Origin of the sequence: Tepidanaerobacter sp. EBM-38 (assembly GCA_001896545.1) — a bacterium.
Classification (GTDB): Bacteria; Bacillota; Thermosediminibacteria; order Thermosediminibacterales; family Tepidanaerobacteraceae; genus Tepidanaerobacter.
Window position 1 is genome coordinate 23,642 of record MPOT01000055.1, and the last position, 17,549, is coordinate 41,190.

Here is a 17,549-nt window from a genome sequence, read left to right on the forward strand (position 1 = left end):
GATAATGGCTATGCTATTGCTTTGACGAGTAATCTTTAGCAATAGATCCTAATAGCCCATTTATAAATTTGTAAGACTGCTCATCGCCATACTTCTTTGCAATTTCAACAGCTTCATTTATAGAAACACTCATTGGTATATCTTGAGAATAAATAATCTCATATACAGCAAGTCTTAATATATTTCTATCTGTGGAAGCCATTCGATCTATTGTCCAGTCATCGGAATATTTATTTATAACCTTGTCAATATTCGTTAGATTGTTAAGCACTCCCCTAACTTCACTTTGAATAAATGACTTTTGGTTTTCATCTTTTAAAAATTCAATCACAATTTCTGATGCTTCTTCAACTGTATTATTACCGACATCAATAGCAAAAAGTATTTTAAATGCTTGTTCTCTTGCAATTTTCCTACTCAAAAAAGGCACTCCTCATCTACTACCCGGAGGTAAGATTTTATCTAATATATCACGAATATCCTCTTTGCTGTCTATAGATTTACCTATATAATATCCCGCTAGAGTACATAGGATAACAAATAAAGCTTTTAAAAAACCCATCGTAATTATTATTATGCCAATTAGGAGTCCAAAGATTCCCCCAAGTATTTTCCCTCGATGCTCAATCCATAACTCATGTAAGAAGTCCAATTACTCTCACCTCTCATTTTGCAACTTTTTGCTTGGGCTGATTTGAAATGTTATCTATGCTTATTTGTATATCATTAACTGAAATTCCTGCAGTAGTTTCTATGTAATCTTTAATAGTTTTTTGTAGTTCTAAAGTCATCTCGGGTATTATAACATCATAATTGACCGTAAGTTTTAGTAGTATTGAAACTCCATTTTCTTGTTTTTTAACCTTTATCTTAGAATCTTTTATATTTTCAATATCTCTTATTACTTTTAAAGCAAGGTTTTCTATAGCGTCTAAGGTTATGCATACTTTCCCTAACTCGCTGTCTTTTACAGTAGTCTCAGACACTCTATTAGATTTTAAGCCATAGAATAAAAACCTCAAGCTTATAAGTAGCAAAACTAGACCTATAGCACATGTCTCCCATCTACCATATAAAATTGATAGACTTGTAATAACATATTGAAAACTAACTATTTTAATGGAAAATAGAATGAGAACAATAGACAGTAAAGAAAAAAACAGTGCATAAATAGCTAGTATAATCCTATCGAAAAGATTCATATTAAAAGCCTCCTCCCAAGCTGAATCAGCCCCCTGATAGCAATTCAGGGGGCATTATTAGATTTTATTTATTATTTTCTTCCTTTACTGTTGGAGAATCAAAATTTACACCTTGGACATGGATATTTACTTCAGCAACGGATAAACCCGTCATATTTTCAATAGCTTTTTTTACATTTTCCTGCACGTTCCATGCTACTTCGGGTATGCGCACACCATAGTCTACAATAACATATAAATCTACAACAGCTTCTTTTTCGTTTACTTCAACTTTAACACCTTTAGCCAAGTTTTTACGTCCCAATATTTCCGTAATTCCACCAACAATGCCTCCACTCATACCTGCTATGCCTTCAACTTCTGTAGCAGCAAGCCCTGCTATCACCTCAACAACATCATCAGCAATTTTTATAGAACCTTTTTCGTTATTCTCATCTTTATTATTATTCATACCTTTTCTCCTTTCAAAAAGTATCAAAACCTAAGGTTATTATAGCAAAATAATCGGAGTATTACAATTGCAATTGAAGTATTACAATTAAATCTCTTATTTTCTTTCTATAATAGTAATTTTATCTACAGTAACACCAGTTGTTTTTGTAACCACATCTGTAATTTGTGCAATATCTTTAGGCAAAAGGCCATCGGCCTTAACTACAATATTGATAAATTCATCAGAGAAGAAAATTACTGCATCCTCAAATCCTTTTGCTTTTATCAAGTTCTCCACAATCATCTCTTTCTCAATTTTTTGAGACAATGTAATTAAATCATGTTGTGCTTTTTCTTTAGAATCATTACTTGCATTAGGATTGTTTATTAGTTCCCGCAAATAATCAGCTTCTTGACTCCTCAAACGGTCTCTTTCAAGTTTGTAGTCTATAAAAAAATCACTTTCTAGGTTTTTGATAATTTCAGTGTTAACATCATCAGTATTTGTATGAATTGTTGATGTTTTTTCTAAGTCTGTTTCTAAGTCTGAAGGATTAAGCTGTTTTTCATATGTTACTTTAGGAAAGTTACCTAAAAACATCATGTAAATTGATAATAATAATACTAAAGCAAATAGAATTATTAAAATGGTTCTTTTTCTCACCACAAATGACATCTTATTTTCCCTCCTGTAAAGAATTGTTTTCGATAAACCAAGGCATGGTACCAAGTTGTAATAGAGTTTTATCAATTAATTATATTTGATTTATAATTTTATTTTTTTGCAATTATTTTTCCAATACACTTATTTTATAAATTGGAATATCAAATAATGTAGCTGTTGATTTGATAATTTTTTCCCTAACCTTCGATGAAAAAGCTCCATCAGCAATAATAAGTATTCCTTTTATCTTAGGGGTTGTTTTCTTTAAAATCAAAGGCTGTTCTTCTCCGTTTTTTTTAAGCAGTACTAATTGAGTATTTGTTTGTTTTTCTACAATAGTTCTCACACCCCCTTCATTATCTTTCTCCTCAGAATTTTTCTCAGTACTGGCAATATTGAACGCAGGTTCTACTGAGCTTTCATCTTCTAATGTAATCATTATTTCTACATCCCCAACGTCTTTAACCTGGTGTAGTAATTCAGAAAGTTGTTTTTCCAGTTTTGCTTCATATGAGAGCTCTTTTATAATCAAGTCTTGCTCTGCTTCATTACCTATATTTTCGGATGAAATATTATCATATTCATTTTTATTTGCAGTCAAAAGTTTGCTTAAAGATAACATCAGTAATCCTAGAATAAATAAAGAAATAAGCCTTGACACTGCTTTGTTTTTAGGATTTTTAATCCAGTCCGTTAACAAACTTATATTTAGGTTTGGTCTCATATGTTCATTCCTCCAAATTTATGTGAATATTTTCTTTCGGGATGCCAAATGTTATATGTAAATATTCCTTGATGTTTTCAACTTCATTATTTTTTTGCTCGCGCTCAATATCAATATTTTCCTTTTCGCTTTTGTCATATCCAATTTTAATTGTTTCAACTGAAATTTTTTCTTTTTTTGATTCATTTTTTTTATCTGGCTCTTTCACTAATACTACTGAAAGTTGAGTTATCCTTCCAAAGTTTTCGTCTGAGTCATCCTCATCTATTGCAATTCTTACATTTTTTACATCATAAATGCTAATATTTTTTATCTCTTGGGTTAAATGTTTTTCAACCTTATCTTTATACTTATTGATAGCTAACTCATTATTTTTTTTATTCATAATATTTGCGTTATATTTTATGGTATTCTTATCGACAAAGTCTTCAAAAGCAAGCGTAATCGCAGTTGAATGTATATCTTTTTGAAAAATTTGTAGCAGTGGATTTATTATTGCTAACATAACTAGAAGACCAAGAAATACTTTAATATATTTCAAAAATTTGTTTTCAGGTATTAGGAAGTCAACAAAGGTTGTAAACATAACTACTAGAACAATCTGCTTTATCCAAAGACTAATAGCATCAATCATGAACTCACCTCATCATTACAGTTATATTTCCAGAAGCGATTATTACTGTAATTGCTACAAAAAACATTAATGCTACAGAACCCACTGTAATTGCAATAAATGTTATATGGCTTGCCATATTATCCAGGCATTTAACCATTGTTTCTTCTCCAAGTGGTTGTATGATTGCACCAGCTAATTTATAAATAAATACGATTGTCAAAATCCTAATTATCGGAAATAAAATAGTTAATAATATTATTATTAATCCAGTAAATCCAATGGTATTTTTTAAAATTAAAGAACAACTTACAATCGTATCTACTGTATCTGAAAAAATGCCGCCAACAATAGGAATAAAATTTTTCGAGGCAAATTTAGCAGTTCGTATTGATATTCCATCTACTACCGATGCCGCAGCTCCTTGAACAACTAATATGCCTAAGAATGTGCTTAGGAAAAGCCCTAATAGAAAAACACATATTTGTTTTAATAATGTAGATAGTGCAGATACATGTAAATGCTCTGAAAAATTGCTTATCAATCCTAATACGGCTACAAAATATATTATTGGTAGAAGAATATTTCTAATCCACATACTTGATATCGTTATACCTATGAAAATTAGTGGATTAAAAACTGCAACAGAAGTCATTCCACCTACAGAAGCTAAAAGTGTTAAAATTATTGGCATCAAGGCTTGAATAATGCTAACCATTTGATCAATAGCATCTTTACCTATATTTAGTGCTAAATTAAAGCTCTGAATAGCAATTGTACTTAATACTAAAAACACAAAACCATAAGTTACTTTTTCTATATTATCGTTTTCAAAAGCGCTTTGGACATTTTTTAAAATAGCACAAATTATCGATAAAGTAATGAGTTCACCTAATAAATGAAGGTTTATTGATATTTCGCGAACAAAATACTCTGTTATACCTTTTAATAAACTCTTGAAATCATAAGATTTTTGTCCTCTAATAACCTTAATCAGCTCATTAAGACTGTACTGAGGTATATAATCTTTATAGTCGTAATTTAACCGGTTTACAAAGGTATCAAACTCGGATTTGTCAATCATTTCAAGCTGCTGTTCTATAATTTCATCATCAGCAATAGCCATCGTATTTATTGGGAAAAATACAGTAAATAGCATAATAAGAATTACGGATGTTTTTTTTAAAATAATACCAGCCCCCTTCATGGAAGAATTCTCAATATTAAATTCATAACAGCCATAAGAATCGGCAAAGATAAAACTAAAATTAATATTTTTGCGGCAAATTCTATTTTTGACGCTATTGAAGATGAACCAGCATCTTTACAAATCTGTGACCCAAACTCAGCAATATAAGCAATGCCAATAATTTTAAAAATAGTAGAAATATATAAATTATCGATATTTGCCTTTTGGGATAAATCCTTTAAAAACTCTATCACTACAAAAATTTGATTCATTATTCGTAAAAAAATTATTATCCCTGCAACTAAGGTCATTTGAAGTGCTATTTCTGGCCTATCTTCACGTATCAGCACAATAAGTATACTCGCTATAAGACTTAATGCTACGATTTGTATAATTTCCATCAAACAACCTCCTAGTAAAGCTGAAACAAGGTTTTTACACTTGAAAAAAGTTGATTGACTAATTGTATTACCATCATGAGAACAATCACTACACCGGCAAGAGTTGTCAATTGTGCTTGTTCCTTTCTTCCTGCCTCATCTAACACTTTACTTAAGATAGAAATAACTATACCAATAGCGGCAATTTTAAACAAAATATCTACATCCACTCTAACACCCCTCTTACTAATTAATATAATAGTAAAAATATCATGAGTCCTGATAGTATTCCTAAATATTTCCATAACTTTTCATTTTTTTGTTTCTCTTCAAGTGCCATAATTTCTTGTTGCTTTAAATTATCTATAGTCAGTCTAATATTTTTAATTTGATCCTTCTTATCTGTAAAACCTAAATATTTACCAAAAGCTATTAATATTTCATAATCGTTTTTTGTAATATATGAATTGTTGTAAAATTTATTCAATGCTTTTTCCCAAGCTTCACATGCAGTAAATCCATTGCGCACAGCTAGGTTATTTGTGGTTAGAACAAAAAGCTCAGCAACATCTTTTTCACATTTCCTACTTATGCTTCTAAGGGCCTCAGGCAGTGTTGAATGCCCATAATTTATTTCAGTTTCAAGCATAGAAAGAGCTACTTGCAAATCCCTTAAGATCTTGGGCCTGTATTTGAAATTATCAGCAATAATAAATCCTATAATACTGCAAGAAATAACAACTGTTGTACCACCTATCATCTTCAACCACATTGCATTTTCTTTCCTTTCTTACATTTATATATATTCTTAAAATTATCACCTTCAAGTATAGCTTCAATACTTCCCACGCCGGAGCTTGTGCCAAGGATTATGTACCTGTTAAAAAAACCTTTGTTTATCAGTTTCCTAATAGTGGGTCGCCTCCTTATATCATCAAGGTCCGAGCCATGTGCCGTTGTAATAATTGCAACTCCAGTATTTATTGCTTCTTCAATTGCTATAACATCTTCATTTCTCCCAATCTCATCAGTTGCTATTATATCCGGTGACATAGATCTAAGAAGTAACATAATACCTTTAGCTTTAGGACAACCATCAAGAACATCAGTCCTTATACCAACATCATTTTGAGGTATACCTTCATAGCAACAAGCAATTTCTGATCGTTCATCCACAAGGCCTATATTAAAGCCTTTTATTCCCAATTCATTAACTCCAGAACTAAGTTGCCTTATAATATCCCTTAAAAGCGTAGTTTTACCGGCTTTCGGTGGAGAAATAATAAGAGTGTTTAGTACCTTGCCGCAATTTATTATATAAGGTAAAACCTTATCCGCAGCTCCAATAACTTCTCTTGCAATTCTAATGTTAAAACCCGAGATATATTTAATAGTTTTAATATTTTCATTTTCCAACAAAACATGTCCCGAAAAGCCGACCCTATGACCACCCGATAACGTTATATAGCCATTTCTTAACTCTTCTTCAAAAGAATAAACTGAATACTGACTTATAAAATGAAATGTTTTATAAATATCATCCCTTGTTGTATGATAAGCCTTGGTGTATTCCTTTGTTATTCTTCCGTCATAATTAATCATAAAATCCTCATTATTCATTACTAGCATTAAAGGTTTAGTTGGCCGTAATCTAATTTCTTCTAAATTTAAGAGCTGATTAATTGGTACCTTTTTTATCAGTTCTGCTATGTTAAGTGGTAACAATGGTAATATTTCAAAATCTAAGATTCTTTTTATAGTTTTTTTATTATATGTATCTTCCATTGCCTTGTCCTCCTTTTTATAAATTTATATTTATGGGTTTTGTTTATTATGACTGAGATAAAAAAAAGAGGGGTTAAACCCTCTTAATTAGTAGTAATATTACTTAGTTTAATCATTATTATTTTGAATTTCGTTCAACTCAATAACTGCTTTACAGTTAGGACATTCGGCTTTGCCATCATCAATAAAATCTTCGTCGATATACACAGTTTCATGACAGCTTGGACAATCAATTTCTATAAAATCGTCATAATTAAAATCAAACTCATCATCATCGTCGTCGTAATCAAAATCGTCCTCATACTCTTCGTAGTCTTCGCAATCGTCATTATAGAAATCCTCTTCCAATTCACCCAAATCTTCATCAATGCTTTCAACGTACTCTTGAGTATCTTCTACCGTTATTGTTAAATCATGAATAGCTTCAGCCATTTCATCTAAGACATTTATTATCTCAGACATTAGTTTTTTGATCTTATTGTCCTCAATCTCTAGACCTTCTACGAGACCTTTTACATAAGATACTTTTAATCTGACATCATACATTCTTAATTCCTCCTTTATAATGTTTTATACTCTACTTAAATACTCTCCTGTTCTTGTATCCACTCTTATAACATCCCCAATATTTACAAATAATGGAACCTGCACTATTGCTCCAGTTTCAAGGGTTGCGGGCTTTGACCCACCAGTTGCTGTGTCGCCCTTAAATCCTGGTTCGGTTTGCACCACTTCCAGTTCAACAAAAGTTGGCATCTCTATACCTATCGAAATACCCTCGTAAAACATTACCATAACTTCCATATTTTCCTTTAAGTAATTAATTGAATCTCCTATTTGCTCCTTATTCAGGGGTATTTGTTCAAAAGTCTGCGTATCCATAAAATAGAACACATCGCCTTCCGAATACAAAAATTGCATATTTTTTCTTTCTATTATAGCTCGATTAAGTTTTTCTCCTGCTCGAAAGGTTCTTTCAAATACTTGCCCTGTTTTCACATTTTTTATTTTGGTCCTAACAAAAGCAGCTCCTTTTCCAGGTTTTACATGTTGAAAATCCACTACCATATAAACATCGCCATCAATTTCTACAGTTACACCTGTCCTTAAATCATTGGTTGATATCAAAAAAAGCACCTCCAACTATAAACTATAAACATATTAATTGTTTTTCACTTTTTGTCAAGTTTTCAAATCCATTTTCAGTTATGACAAGCATGTCTTCTATTCTCACTCCGCCAAAGTTCTCTATGTAAATTCCGGGTTCGATGGTTACTATCATTCCGGGTAAAAGTTTATTTTCGCCTTTTGGAGACAATTTTGGCGCTTCATGAATCTCTAGACCTACACCATGTCCTAAACCATGACCAAAGTAATCACCAAAGCCTTCTTCTTGAATAAATTTTCGAGCTACTCCATCTATATCTTTGCCAGTCAAACCAGGTTTGACATGCTCAATAGCCTTAACTTGAGCATCAAGAACCGTATTATAAATAGAAAGCTGTTTTTCTGAAGGCTTACCGATAATTACAGTTCTGGTCATATCTGAACAATATCCGGAAAAACGGGCACCAAAATCTATAGTCACCAAATCTCCTGCCTGCAACACACGTTTTGATGGAATACCGTGAGGCAATGAAGTTCTTGGTCCGGAAACCAATATAGTCTGAAAGGCTGTGCTTTGGGAGCCGTTTTTCTTCATAAAATATTCCAGTTCAGCAACTAACTCCAATTCACTTGCGCCCGGTTTTATAAAATCCAAAATATGTTCAAAAGCCTTGTCAGTTATTTCCTGAGCTGATTTTATAAGACTAATTTCATGTATGTCTTTTATAGCCCTCAGTTGCTCAATCAACCCTTCTGTTTTTATCAGGCTTGTATCTTTAAAACTCTCAGTCAGTTCATCATATTCTTTAACAGTGAGTGAATGGCTTTCAATGCCTATTCTCCGCAAGCCCAATTCTTTTATTATTTGAAAGGAAATTGAAAAAGGCGAGAAACCGGCTTTTGTTTCAATAATTTCAAAATCTGAAGCCTCTTTCTTTGCTTGCTCAGTATATCTGGAATCCGTAATAATATAATTTTTATTTCCCGTAATTATTGTTAAACCTTCACCGCTAAAACTACTTAAATAATATTGGTTTTCTGGTTTGCTTACAATAAACCCATCTATATTATTTTCCATGAACTTTTCTACTAACTTTTTCACGCGAGTCAAAATACATATCCCCCCTTTTTAATAAAAGTCATGTATAATTTCATTGAAGATGCTACTTTGAGTATTTCCCCCGAAGTTTACAATTATTCTATTATTTATATTATCATATTTCCTTTTTTTTGAATAGGTTTTAGCGCTCATATTTAATTTGGGATGGTAGGTAATAAAGATTAACTTTGACCGTAAGTTCCCATGGAAATTGCAATTTTACCGATGAATCAGTTGATGCATTTAATTTTAATCCTTCAATCTTTAAAATCCTTGAATAGTTTTCCATCTGGCCAATAAAACCCAAAAGTGAATCATAGCTACCTTTGATGATGATTTCGAAGGGAATAAAATTAACAGTAGTTTCTGCAATATTTTCTGTCATTATGCTTTGGGAGTAAATTGAAATAATAGTAACTCCTTGCTCATCAGCCCATTCCTCAATATCTACTAAAAATCCTGATACATCTTTGTTTTTTGGCACTTTTTTAATAATATCACTAGACCTAACTACTGCCGCTTTATAATTATTATGGTTTTCATAAAGCCGACTATAAGTTACTTTAGAATTTGTTACTTCCTGTAATTGTTTCCTTAAATTACTAAGGTCAATTATTTTAGGATAAAATATAAAATACAAGCCGTAGAATATTAAACAAATAGTAAAAGCAATCACTAATTTATGCTCTCGTTTTGTAATAGGTCTGTTTAAAATCGACCACTGTACTTTCAATTCTTCATCAATCCTCTGCTAGTTCTGCTACTATTTCAAAATAATAGCTATGACTAGATTTATCTTCATCTTCTTTATACAGAATAAATCCCAGTGATACATCAGATATATCATCAATACTCTTTACATCTTCCATAATTTCAGCCACATATCTATTGTAGGGAGCATAACCATTTATTATTAAGCAACTAGATTCATCTATTTTCAAAGAAATTATAGTTGTTTCTTCCGGTATCAGCGATATCAATTTACTTAAGATTTGTGAGTAATCAATTCTATTTTCTGTTAAATTCTCGTATATATTTTGCCTTTTTTCACATTCTTCCAACATTGCCTCAAGGTTATCCCAACTTTGCATTTTGGTCTTTATATCAGCTATATCTTGGTAGGTATTTTCAATTTCACCTTTAAGAAGAATCTCAGAATTTTTTATAAACATCAGGATACATATTAATGATACTAGAAAAGCACTTACAATCAAGATTAAAAATAGACGATGTTTCTTTTTTGATTGATTAATCAATACTTCTGTTGGAAGAAGATTCAACCTATGCATAATACTCTTAACCCCTTAGTGCAAATCCAATGGCGCTAATATAATCAACATAGTCGCCATTTGGCTTAACATTTTCATTTATAAAATCAAGCTTAATTTCTCTACCTGTGTAAACTTCAAGATTAAAATAGCTTCTAAGAATGTCTTTACAGTACCGTGATTCTCCACCCTTCCCTATTAACATAATTTCATTTATTTGGCGATCTTTGCTTTGCAAAGAATAAAATTCAAAGGTTCTTGAAATTTCTAAAATAATGTTTTGATAAGGCAATGGTAAAAAATCAAAACCTGTTCTGATGTTATCAAACCAGCTACTATCAGTTTTAATAATTTTACATAATTCATCATCAATTTTATTGATATCAAAAAAATCTAGGCATCTGTTAAAAATAATTTTGCCATTGTCTACCATAGTTATTTCACTATGGCTTGAATTCAGGTCTATGATTGCTGTTACGCAATGTCTTTTTTGAGTTTCTAAAACACGTGCATTAGCAAGAGGATATACATCTAATGCTTTTAAGTGGAGCCCTGCATTGACGGCAATTTCTGTATAATCCACAGCTATGTCTTTAGGCATTGCAGCCAATATAACGTGATATATGTTGTTTCGATTATCTAGCAACTCATAGTCACTTATAAATTCGCCATTAAACATCGCAGAAAATTCCTGAATTTCCCAAAAAATGGCTTCATCTAGTTCCCTTTTTTTTAATAAGGGAAACTTCACATGCCTGAATATTACATGCTTACTAGAAATTCCAATTACTGCACTCTTAGAAGGAAAAATCTTATTTATCTTTGCAAAGCATTGACGTATTGCATCTTTTTCTTCCGGTCTGCTAAATGCTATCTTGCCTATAGGATTTTCTATTTCATAAAGACTTTTTATAGTTTTTGTATTTCTTTTCTTTGATAAATGTGCCACCTTAATACTATCTGCCCCTAAATCAATGCCTATACATAATTGTTCGAATAGCATTTTAATCCTCAAATATACTTATGATGTGGATTTTTCGAAACAATTTCCATAGCTTTTAGTAATTGGATAATAACATCTGTTCGATATTGCCTACTCAAAAGATCGGTTTTGGCATAAACTTCACCTTTTTTTGTTACGATATATTTCGTAGGCAGATTATTTAAAGCAATGGCCATTATGTCCAAGCGACAAAGTTCGCATTTACACATATCCCTATCTCTTATAAGCTCATCTAGTAATAAAGCTACTACATCTTCCATATAGTTTTTAAGTTTCAATTCATCTTTCTTCATTTCTATGCCCCTCATTCCAAAAATCGTTACATTGCTTTTAATTTATCCAAGATCCAAAAGGTGTTGCTTTTGTTTTTATTATTATATCGTCGCCTTTCTTTACCTGTATAGCTAAAAAGATTTCTACATACTTTTTGTCTTTAGGCTGCTTAAATTTTAACTGACTTAATTCGGCTATTGGATTTGTACCATTGTTTTTTTGCCTGTAGAGCACCCCATTTTCAAAATAGTATATCAGCTTTTCTCCATCACTGGTTACAATTTTTATGCTATTTTCAGATATTACTTCAACACTTCTAGCCTGCTTGACGGAAGTAGACAGCCATAAAAAAGCTTGTCTTGCATTTTGCTGAGCAAAAATCTTATTATTCTCATTTTCATAAGACTTTTGCCCAGCATCGTAAAGGTTAAATGATGTGGTCAGAATTAAGCTTAAAAGTCCTAATGAAAGAATTAATTCAATAAGTGTAAACCCATTTTTACGCTTAGTATTTGCCTCGATATGTAACAAGATTAATCTCTCCGTTTTTCCCTTTTACTTTAACAGTAATTTTTAAAAGATTTTCTTTTTTTATTTGTACATTTACACTTCGTTGAAAGTAATGATTATTAAATTCTATTCGCTCTTCTATTTGTTCTCCAAGCTTAGCCATTATTTCGTTAAAAGAATCGGCCTTTAGTTCTTCAATTGTATCTTGAGCCAAGGCAGTAGCGACCATCATTTCTTTGACTTTTAAATTTGAATATACGCTCTCGGATAAAAGAGTGCATATAGGAACAGTAATTAAAGCTAATATGGTTACAGCAATAATAATTTCAATAAGAGTTGAGCCTTTTTCATGCATTATAATCACCTCTTCGGAGGTACTCTCGCTACTCTTACCCGGCCAGTCGCAACAGAAACAATCACATAAAGTGTATTATCGCCACTCATAATCGCTATAGTACCTCCTTGGTTTGGAGCTCCCGAGGGGCTAAACGACAAAGTCTTATTAACCTCATAATAAGTTGTCCACTCAAAAAATACTCCAGAAGGTAATTTTATAAACTTGCCACGTCCGGAAGAAAGCATTTGATAACCATTTTTCTGATTCAAATCGAATACTATTTTACAGGGAATACCCTCTGAAATAGATTTTTGCTGAGTCAAACGGATATTCTGGGCAAGTTCATAAGCAGCCACTTCTAATTTGTACTTTGACATAGTCCTTTTAAAATTAGGAAATGCTACTGTAGATAATAAACCCAACAATGCTATTACCATGACAATTTCAATCAGAGAATAACCATCGCTATTTATTTTTCTTTGTAATTTACCTTTCGAGTTAAAATTCATCATAACATTTTAATACCAATTTATTCTCCTTGTTAAAATAGATTGTAAATGTCAAACATTGGAATGACTACAGAAATTACAATAAAGGAAATTATGAGTGTTAATACTATTATTATCACTGGTTCAACAAACAAAATTAGTCTATCTTCTAGAATTTTCGCTTCATTTAATGAAAATGAAGCGGCTTTATCAAGCATTTCTTCTAAAGCACCGGACTCTTCCCCTATAGCTATAATCTTGACCATCATAGGAGAAAAAATTTTTTCAGACATAAGCTCTGATAGGTTTTTCCCCTGCTTTAGACCCTTATGGACTTTTTTAAGCTCCATTTTTATAACCTGGTTTTTAACAGTATTACAAGAAACTTCTAGAGCTTTCAATATCGGAATTCCACTGGAGGTTAAGATATATAATAGCCTAGCTATTTGAGATGAAATAGATTTTTTTATTAGTTGACCCATAAATGGAATTGAAAGCTTTAATTTGTCAATCTGGTACATGATTTTTGCTGATTCTTGATATTTTATTATTCCTAAAAATAACAAAACAAACAACACAAAAACTATTATACATAAATTTACAATATTTGAGCCTAGAAACATGAATATTTGGGTAATCTTGGGCAACTGCACTCCAACTGAGGAAAATATATTCACGTAAACAGGTAAAACTTTTGTGGTTAGAAAAATAACTACAAACAAAGATGTAACACCTAATATACTAGGATATATCATAGCACTTTTAATTTTTTCATTTTGTTTTGACATATCGGAATAATAAGCAGATAAAATCTTTAAAATATCACTTAAATTTCCCGATAATTCTCCTGCCTCAATCATACAAATAAAAATTTCTGAAAATACATAAGGTTGATTTCTGCATGCCTCAGCTAAAGAGTCTCCACGTCTTATATGCAAATTTAGATTAAATATGATTTCACGTAACCGCTTATTTTCTGTTTGTTTTGCTATTGAAGTAAGACTTTCTAAAATAGTTACTCCGGCATCAAGCATCACTGCAAGTTGCCTACAAAATACAGCTAAATCACAGAAGCTAATCTTATTAAAAAAAGCAGTTACTGTATATGTAAAACTATTAATATTAATTTTTTTTATTTTAACCGGGATATAACCTTGATTTTTTATTTTTTTTACAATCAAAGATTCATTTTTAGATTCTATAACACCACTAATTTTTTCACCACTTAGATTTTTCCCCTCATAATAAAATAGCGCCAACGTTATCAATCCTTAATCGAGACTTTCCTGAAAAATGACTCGCATTGCTTCTTCAAATGTAGTAATTCCACTTTTAACCAATTTTAGAGCATTATCTTTTATATTTTCATAGCCAAAGCTGCGGGAGACTTTATCGATTTCTTGCAAAGTTGCTTGCCTTGAGATTAATTTGCGGTGTGCGGAATGGATATTAACTATTTCACCGACTACTGTACGACCGCTATAACCGGTAAAATTACAAGAATTACACCCTTTACCTTTAAAAAGCTTAAAGCCTTCATCGCTCACATCCATATAGGCTTTTTCGTTTTCTGATGCCAGGTAATCTTCCTTGCAGATAATACAAGTTTTTCGGACTAACCTTTGCGAGATAATTCCTGCCAGGCATGAAGCCAAAAGATAAGGTTCAACTCCCATGTCTAAAAGGCGCGCAATTGCTCCTGATGCACTATTAGTATGTAAAGTCGAAAACACTAAATGACCGGTAAGTGCTGCTCTAATAGCAATATCAGCAGTTTCCCGATCTCTGATTTCCCCAACCATAATAACATTAGGGTCTTGCCTCAAAATAGCACGAAGTCCATTGGCAAAGGTAATGCCACTTTTGGGATTAATTTGCATCTGATTAATGCCACAAAGTGCATATTCGACCGGATCTTCCAGTGTTACAATATTTTTATTAGGTTTGTTTATATGATTTATCATTGAGTAAAGCGTAGTAGTTTTACCACAACCGGTAGGGCCGCATACCAGAATCATGCCATGAGGTAAATCAAGCATTTTATATATGCAATTTTTTTGTTTTTTATTAAATCCTAGCTGATCTATGCTGAGCAAAAACCTATCACGGTTTAATACCCGCAGCACAGCCTTTTCACCGTTAATGGTAGGAATCGTTGACACGCGGATATCTATTATGTGATTTTCAAATGTAAGTTTAAAGCTCCCATCCTGAGGAACTCTCTTTTTCGTAATATCTAAGTTCGCCATTATCTTAATACGCGCTATAATCGCTTGAAGTAATGCCTTATCAAAAAACATTATTTGAGCTAGTTCACCATCCAATCTATATCTAACACGAACATTTTTTTCTTGAGGTTCAATATGAATATCACTGGCATTTTTCTTTACTGCTTGGTGAACTAAAGTATCGACCAGTTTTATTACAGGTGCTTTTTCAGCTTCTTCCAACTCTTCATTTACATTATTAGTTTCATTTACAACTATATTTGCATATGGATTATAATAAGCTTCTATAGCTTTCTGGATTTCTTTTTTCGTAGCGATAACAACTTGTACATCGCAACCACTCGCTATCTTAATATCATCAACAGCAAAAATATCATAAGGGTTACTTACTGCTAATATTAGTAAATTGCCATCCTTTTTTATTGGCAGAACCGTATGTTTTATCGCTAGATATTCTGGTACTAATTTAATTACATCTGGGCTAATATATAGTTTACTTAAGTTAACGCGCGGAAAACCCGTACTAAGAGCTAATATTTCTGTCAATTCTCCTTCTGAAATAAAACCTTCATCAATAATTATCTCATATAATTTTTTATCACTTGCAATTTGTATTTCTTTAACTCTTTTTAGGTCTGCTTCTGTCATGTAGTTCTCTTCTAATAAGTAATCTTCAAGATTTTTCCTATCCATCAGCACAGGCTCGCTCCCTATCCTTACGTTGTATATGCTATTTTACTATTATTCAACAATTTATCTAAAATTCCTTCTTTATTCGATACAATTAGACAAAAAATAAAAGCCCCACTTTAGCGGCTTTTTAACAAAATACATTTTTGTTTTGCAATGTTTTTAGACCTGATAATTAAAATACATTTCATTTATCGGTTTAATGATATTAGCTTCTTACTTTCCATTATTTTTAATAGAAGGTTTTCCAGCTTTCTTATAATTTTCGTCCAATAAAACTCTTTATCATTTATTGGTTTTACTAAAATTGCAAATAATCCCATCCGCTTTGCTCCTAAAATATCGGTAAATATTTGATCACCAAGAACCGCAGTTTGCTCTGCTTGAGTTCCTAAGATGTCTAGGCCACGCTTAAAGACTTTTTTAAACGGTTTAAATGAGCCGAATACTGCAGGAATCCCAAGCTGTTCTGCGCAATGCTTTATACGACCGTATTTATTGTTAGATATAATGCATAAAGAAATACCTTCTTCTCGACATTGCTGAATCCAACTCATCAATCTATCTTCAATATAGACTGAATCCCATGGAAGCAAAGTGTTGTCAAGGTCTATCAATATTCCTTTTATATTTTTTCTCTTGATATACTGTAAATCTAATTTATAAATATTTTCGATGTAAAGATCTGGACAGAATAGTTTCAGCATAATCCTTCCTCTATAACATGTTTTAAATATATATTATATAATCCACTACTTATTTGCAACTGTTCAATCGTAACAATTGCTTTTTTATCGATAATGATTAAAGTGTTTTAAAACTATCATTTAATTCTTTAGAAAGCTTTTTTATGGCTCGCTTTTCTATTCTTGACACATAAGATCTTGAAATTCCCAATATTTTAGCAATCTCTCTTTGCGTTTTAGTTACTCCGTTAAAGAGGCCATAGCGAAGCTCAATTACTTTACGTTCCTGGCTTTTTAGAGATGAATTGATTTTTTCATATAGTTTTTCATTTTGAAACTTTTTTGTTATTTCATCTGTAACAGCGTCAACCTCGGTACCCAACACATCAATTAGTGAAATTTCATTTCCTTCCTTATCTACACCAATGGGTTCCTGTAGATAAACTTCAGACTTTGTTTTCTTGGTAGATCTTAAATTCATAAGTATTTCATTTTCTATACAGCGGGCTGCATATGTGGCAAGACGGCTGCCTTTGCTATAGTTAAAGGTTGAAATAGCCTTTATAAGGCCTATGGTGCCAATGGAAATTAAATCATCCATATCTTCACCGGTACTTGCAAATTTTTTTACAATATGCGCAACCAACCTTAAGTTATGCTCAATAAGCATATTTCTTGCTTCTTCGTCTCCTTCATTGTATAGTAGTATATACTTTTTTTCTTCTTCCGGAGTAAGAGGCTGTGGAAATGTCGTAGAACCTGTTATAAACGCTAACCATGCTAATATTTCCTTAAAAAACAAAACACCCAAAGTCACTAAAACTGACAGGGCATCTCCCATTTTCTAGAGCACCTCCCCTGTGCGGTACCT

The 17,549-nt window shown here is 31.9% G+C and carries 26 protein-coding genes; all 26 read right to left on the reverse strand.

Annotated elements, in window-relative coordinates; translation table 11 throughout:
• Nucleotides 1-13: 13 nt before the first annotated feature.
• The 26 genes from nusB to sigK all read right to left on the reverse strand — a co-directional run bounded on the left by nusB (nt 14) and on the right by sigK (nt 17,519).
• Complete coding sequence (gene nusB, locus BUC45_RS06610) at nt 14-421, reverse strand: transcription antitermination factor NusB (RefSeq protein ID WP_296971127.1); 408 nt, start codon at nt 419-421, stop codon at nt 14-16.
• 12 nt (nt 422-433) lie between these two features.
• On the reverse strand, nt 434-652 hold the full coding sequence (locus BUC45_RS06615) for a DUF2273 domain-containing protein (protein ID WP_296971128.1): 219 nt from the start codon (nt 650-652) through the stop codon (nt 434-436).
• 13 nt (nt 653-665) lie between these two features.
• Nucleotides 666-1,202: an alkaline shock response membrane anchor protein AmaP gene (gene amaP / locus BUC45_RS06620; protein ID WP_296971129.1), complete on the reverse strand. Its 537-nt coding sequence runs from the start codon at nt 1,200-1,202 to the stop codon at nt 666-668.
• Nucleotides 1,203-1,266: 64 nt separating this feature from the next.
• Nucleotides 1,267-1,653 (reverse strand): Asp23/Gls24 family envelope stress response protein, encoded by a 387-nt coding sequence (locus tag BUC45_RS06625; RefSeq protein ID WP_296971130.1) that lies wholly within the window; start codon nt 1,651-1,653, stop codon nt 1,267-1,269.
• A gap of 96 nt (nt 1,654-1,749) precedes the next feature.
• Entirely contained in the window at nt 1,750-2,310 is a 561-nt protein-coding gene (locus BUC45_RS06630; RefSeq protein WP_296971131.1) for a SpoIIIAH-like family protein, read from the reverse strand.
• A 112-nt stretch (nt 2,311-2,422) separates the two neighbouring features.
• A complete protein-coding gene (locus BUC45_RS06635; protein ID WP_296971132.1) occupies nt 2,423-3,022 on the reverse strand; it encodes a stage III sporulation protein AG in 600 nt (199 codons plus the stop codon).
• Between the two features lie 4 nt (nt 3,023-3,026).
• Entirely contained in the window at nt 3,027-3,656 is a 630-nt protein-coding gene (gene spoIIIAF, locus BUC45_RS06640; protein ID WP_296971133.1) for a stage III sporulation protein AF, read from the reverse strand.
• A gap of 4 nt (nt 3,657-3,660) precedes the next feature.
• Nucleotides 3,661-4,842 (reverse strand): stage III sporulation protein AE, encoded by a 1,182-nt coding sequence (spoIIIAE, locus tag BUC45_RS06645; RefSeq protein ID WP_296971134.1) that lies wholly within the window; start codon nt 4,840-4,842, stop codon nt 3,661-3,663.
• Entirely contained in the window at nt 4,839-5,225 is a 387-nt protein-coding gene (gene spoIIIAD / locus BUC45_RS06650; RefSeq protein WP_296971135.1) for a stage III sporulation protein AD, read from the reverse strand. Before spoIIIAD ends, spoIIIAE begins: the two co-directional genes overlap by 4 nt.
• Nucleotides 5,226-5,236: 11 nt before the next feature.
• Nucleotides 5,237-5,434, reverse strand: coding sequence for a stage III sporulation protein AC (gene spoIIIAC, locus BUC45_RS06655; RefSeq protein WP_013778474.1), 198 nt, complete (start codon nt 5,432-5,434; stop codon nt 5,237-5,239).
• Between the two features lie 20 nt (nt 5,435-5,454).
• Nucleotides 5,455-5,964: a stage III sporulation protein SpoIIIAB gene (spoIIIAB, locus tag BUC45_RS06660; protein ID WP_296971136.1), complete on the reverse strand. Its 510-nt coding sequence runs from the start codon at nt 5,962-5,964 to the stop codon at nt 5,455-5,457.
• 2 nt (nt 5,965-5,966) lie between these two features.
• Nucleotides 5,967-6,989, reverse strand: coding sequence for a stage III sporulation protein AA (spoIIIAA, locus tag BUC45_RS06665; RefSeq protein ID WP_296971137.1), 1,023 nt, complete (start codon nt 6,987-6,989; stop codon nt 5,967-5,969).
• 108 nt (nt 6,990-7,097) lie between these two features.
• On the reverse strand, nt 7,098-7,535 hold the full coding sequence (locus BUC45_RS06670; protein WP_296971138.1) for a CD1247 N-terminal domain-containing protein: 438 nt from the start codon (nt 7,533-7,535) through the stop codon (nt 7,098-7,100).
• Nucleotides 7,536-7,559: 24 nt separating this feature from the next.
• Nucleotides 7,560-8,117: an elongation factor P gene (gene efp / locus BUC45_RS06675; protein ID WP_296971139.1), complete on the reverse strand. Its 558-nt coding sequence runs from the start codon at nt 8,115-8,117 to the stop codon at nt 7,560-7,562.
• Between the two features lie 22 nt (nt 8,118-8,139).
• A complete protein-coding gene (locus BUC45_RS06680) occupies nt 8,140-9,207 on the reverse strand; it encodes a Xaa-Pro peptidase family protein (protein WP_366749872.1) in 1,068 nt (355 codons plus the stop codon).
• Nucleotides 9,208-9,337: 130 nt separating this feature from the next.
• Nucleotides 9,338-9,928, reverse strand: a complete 591-nt coding sequence (gene pilO / locus BUC45_RS06685) for a type 4a pilus biogenesis protein PilO (RefSeq protein ID WP_296971140.1) — start codon at nt 9,926-9,928, stop codon at nt 9,338-9,340.
• 7 nt (nt 9,929-9,935) lie between these two features.
• Nucleotides 9,936-10,484: a PilN domain-containing protein gene (locus tag BUC45_RS06690; protein WP_296971141.1), complete on the reverse strand. Its 549-nt coding sequence runs from the start codon at nt 10,482-10,484 to the stop codon at nt 9,936-9,938.
• A gap of 7 nt (nt 10,485-10,491) precedes the next feature.
• Nucleotides 10,492-11,466: a pilus assembly protein PilM gene (gene pilM, locus BUC45_RS06695; RefSeq protein ID WP_296971142.1), complete on the reverse strand. Its 975-nt coding sequence runs from the start codon at nt 11,464-11,466 to the stop codon at nt 10,492-10,494.
• Between the two features lie 8 nt (nt 11,467-11,474).
• The gene (locus tag BUC45_RS06700; RefSeq protein ID WP_366749888.1) at nt 11,475-11,744 is read right to left on the reverse strand and encodes a late competence development ComFB family protein; all 270 of its coding nucleotides are present in this window, start codon (nt 11,742-11,744) and stop codon (nt 11,475-11,477) included.
• 52 nt (nt 11,745-11,796) lie between these two features.
• On the reverse strand, nt 11,797-12,270 hold the full coding sequence (locus BUC45_RS06705) for a prepilin-type N-terminal cleavage/methylation domain-containing protein (protein WP_296971144.1): 474 nt from the start codon (nt 12,268-12,270) through the stop codon (nt 11,797-11,799).
• A complete protein-coding gene (locus BUC45_RS06710) occupies nt 12,245-12,604 on the reverse strand; it encodes a type II secretion system protein (RefSeq protein ID WP_296971145.1) in 360 nt (119 codons plus the stop codon). The genes BUC45_RS06705 and BUC45_RS06710 overlap by 26 nt, the downstream gene beginning before the upstream one ends.
• Nucleotides 12,605-12,609: 5 nt before the next feature.
• Complete coding sequence (locus tag BUC45_RS06715) at nt 12,610-13,095, reverse strand: prepilin-type N-terminal cleavage/methylation domain-containing protein (RefSeq protein ID WP_296971146.1); 486 nt, start codon at nt 13,093-13,095, stop codon at nt 12,610-12,612.
• A 32-nt stretch (nt 13,096-13,127) separates the two neighbouring features.
• Nucleotides 13,128-14,333, reverse strand: coding sequence for a type II secretion system F family protein (locus BUC45_RS06720; protein WP_296971147.1), 1,206 nt, complete (start codon nt 14,331-14,333; stop codon nt 13,128-13,130).
• A 12-nt stretch (nt 14,334-14,345) separates the two neighbouring features.
• Nucleotides 14,346-15,995 carry a GspE/PulE family protein gene (locus BUC45_RS06725; RefSeq protein WP_296971148.1) on the reverse strand — a complete coding sequence of 550 codons (1,650 nt, stop codon included), beginning with the start codon at nt 15,993-15,995 and terminating at the stop codon, nt 14,346-14,348.
• Nucleotides 15,996-16,183: 188 nt separating this feature from the next.
• Nucleotides 16,184-16,699 carry a YqeG family HAD IIIA-type phosphatase gene (locus BUC45_RS06730; RefSeq protein ID WP_296971149.1) on the reverse strand — a complete coding sequence of 172 codons (516 nt, stop codon included), beginning with the start codon at nt 16,697-16,699 and terminating at the stop codon, nt 16,184-16,186.
• 97 nt (nt 16,700-16,796) lie between these two features.
• Nucleotides 16,797-17,519, reverse strand: a complete 723-nt coding sequence (gene sigK / locus BUC45_RS06735; protein ID WP_296971150.1) for an RNA polymerase sporulation sigma factor SigK — start codon at nt 17,517-17,519, stop codon at nt 16,797-16,799.
• Between the last annotated feature and the right edge of the window lie 30 nt (nt 17,520-17,549).

What these genes read in the sequence shown, in the direction of transcription:
- amaP (WP_296971129.1), bottom strand. Translation starts at nt 1,202, where the DNA reads ATGAATCTTTTCGATAGGATTATACTAGCTATTTATGCACTGTTTTTT.
- sigK (WP_296971150.1), bottom strand. Translation starts at nt 17,519, where the DNA reads ATGGGAGATGCCCTGTCAGTTTTAGTGACTTTGGGTGTTTTGTTTTTT.
- BUC45_RS06725 (WP_296971148.1), bottom strand. Translation starts at nt 15,995, where the DNA reads ATGGATAGGAAAAATCTTGAAGATTACTTATTAGAAGAGAACTACATG.
- spoIIIAE (WP_296971134.1), bottom strand. Translation starts at nt 4,842, where the DNA reads ATGAAGGGGGCTGGTATTATTTTAAAAAAAACATCCGTAATTCTTATT.
- BUC45_RS06730 (WP_296971149.1), bottom strand. Translation starts at nt 16,699, where the DNA reads ATGCTGAAACTATTCTGTCCAGATCTTTACATCGAAAATATTTATAAA.
- spoIIIAF (WP_296971133.1), bottom strand. Translation starts at nt 3,656, where the DNA reads ATGATTGATGCTATTAGTCTTTGGATAAAGCAGATTGTTCTAGTAGTT.
- BUC45_RS06625 (WP_296971130.1), bottom strand. Translation starts at nt 1,653, where the DNA reads ATGAATAATAATAAAGATGAGAATAACGAAAAAGGTTCTATAAAAATT.
- spoIIIAB (WP_296971136.1), bottom strand. Translation starts at nt 5,964, where the DNA reads ATGATAGGTGGTACAACAGTTGTTATTTCTTGCAGTATTATAGGATTT.
- spoIIIAD (WP_296971135.1), bottom strand. Translation starts at nt 5,225, where the DNA reads ATGGAAATTATACAAATCGTAGCATTAAGTCTTATAGCGAGTATACTT.
- BUC45_RS06670 (WP_296971138.1), bottom strand. Translation starts at nt 7,535, where the DNA reads ATGTATGATGTCAGATTAAAAGTATCTTATGTAAAAGGTCTCGTAGAA.
- BUC45_RS06635 (WP_296971132.1), bottom strand. Translation starts at nt 3,022, where the DNA reads ATGAGACCAAACCTAAATATAAGTTTGTTAACGGACTGGATTAAAAAT.
- spoIIIAA (WP_296971137.1), bottom strand. Translation starts at nt 6,989, where the DNA reads ATGGAAGATACATATAATAAAAAAACTATAAAAAGAATCTTAGATTTT.
- pilM (WP_296971142.1), bottom strand. Translation starts at nt 11,466, where the DNA reads ATGCTATTCGAACAATTATGTATAGGCATTGATTTAGGGGCAGATAGT.
- BUC45_RS06630 (WP_296971131.1), bottom strand. Translation starts at nt 2,310, where the DNA reads ATGTCATTTGTGGTGAGAAAAAGAACCATTTTAATAATTCTATTTGCT.
- BUC45_RS06710 (WP_296971145.1), bottom strand. Translation starts at nt 12,604, where the DNA reads ATGCATGAAAAAGGCTCAACTCTTATTGAAATTATTATTGCTGTAACC.
- BUC45_RS06715 (WP_296971146.1), bottom strand. Translation starts at nt 13,095, where the DNA reads ATGAATTTTAACTCGAAAGGTAAATTACAAAGAAAAATAAATAGCGAT.
- BUC45_RS06690 (WP_296971141.1), bottom strand. Translation starts at nt 10,484, where the DNA reads ATGCATAGGTTGAATCTTCTTCCAACAGAAGTATTGATTAATCAATCA.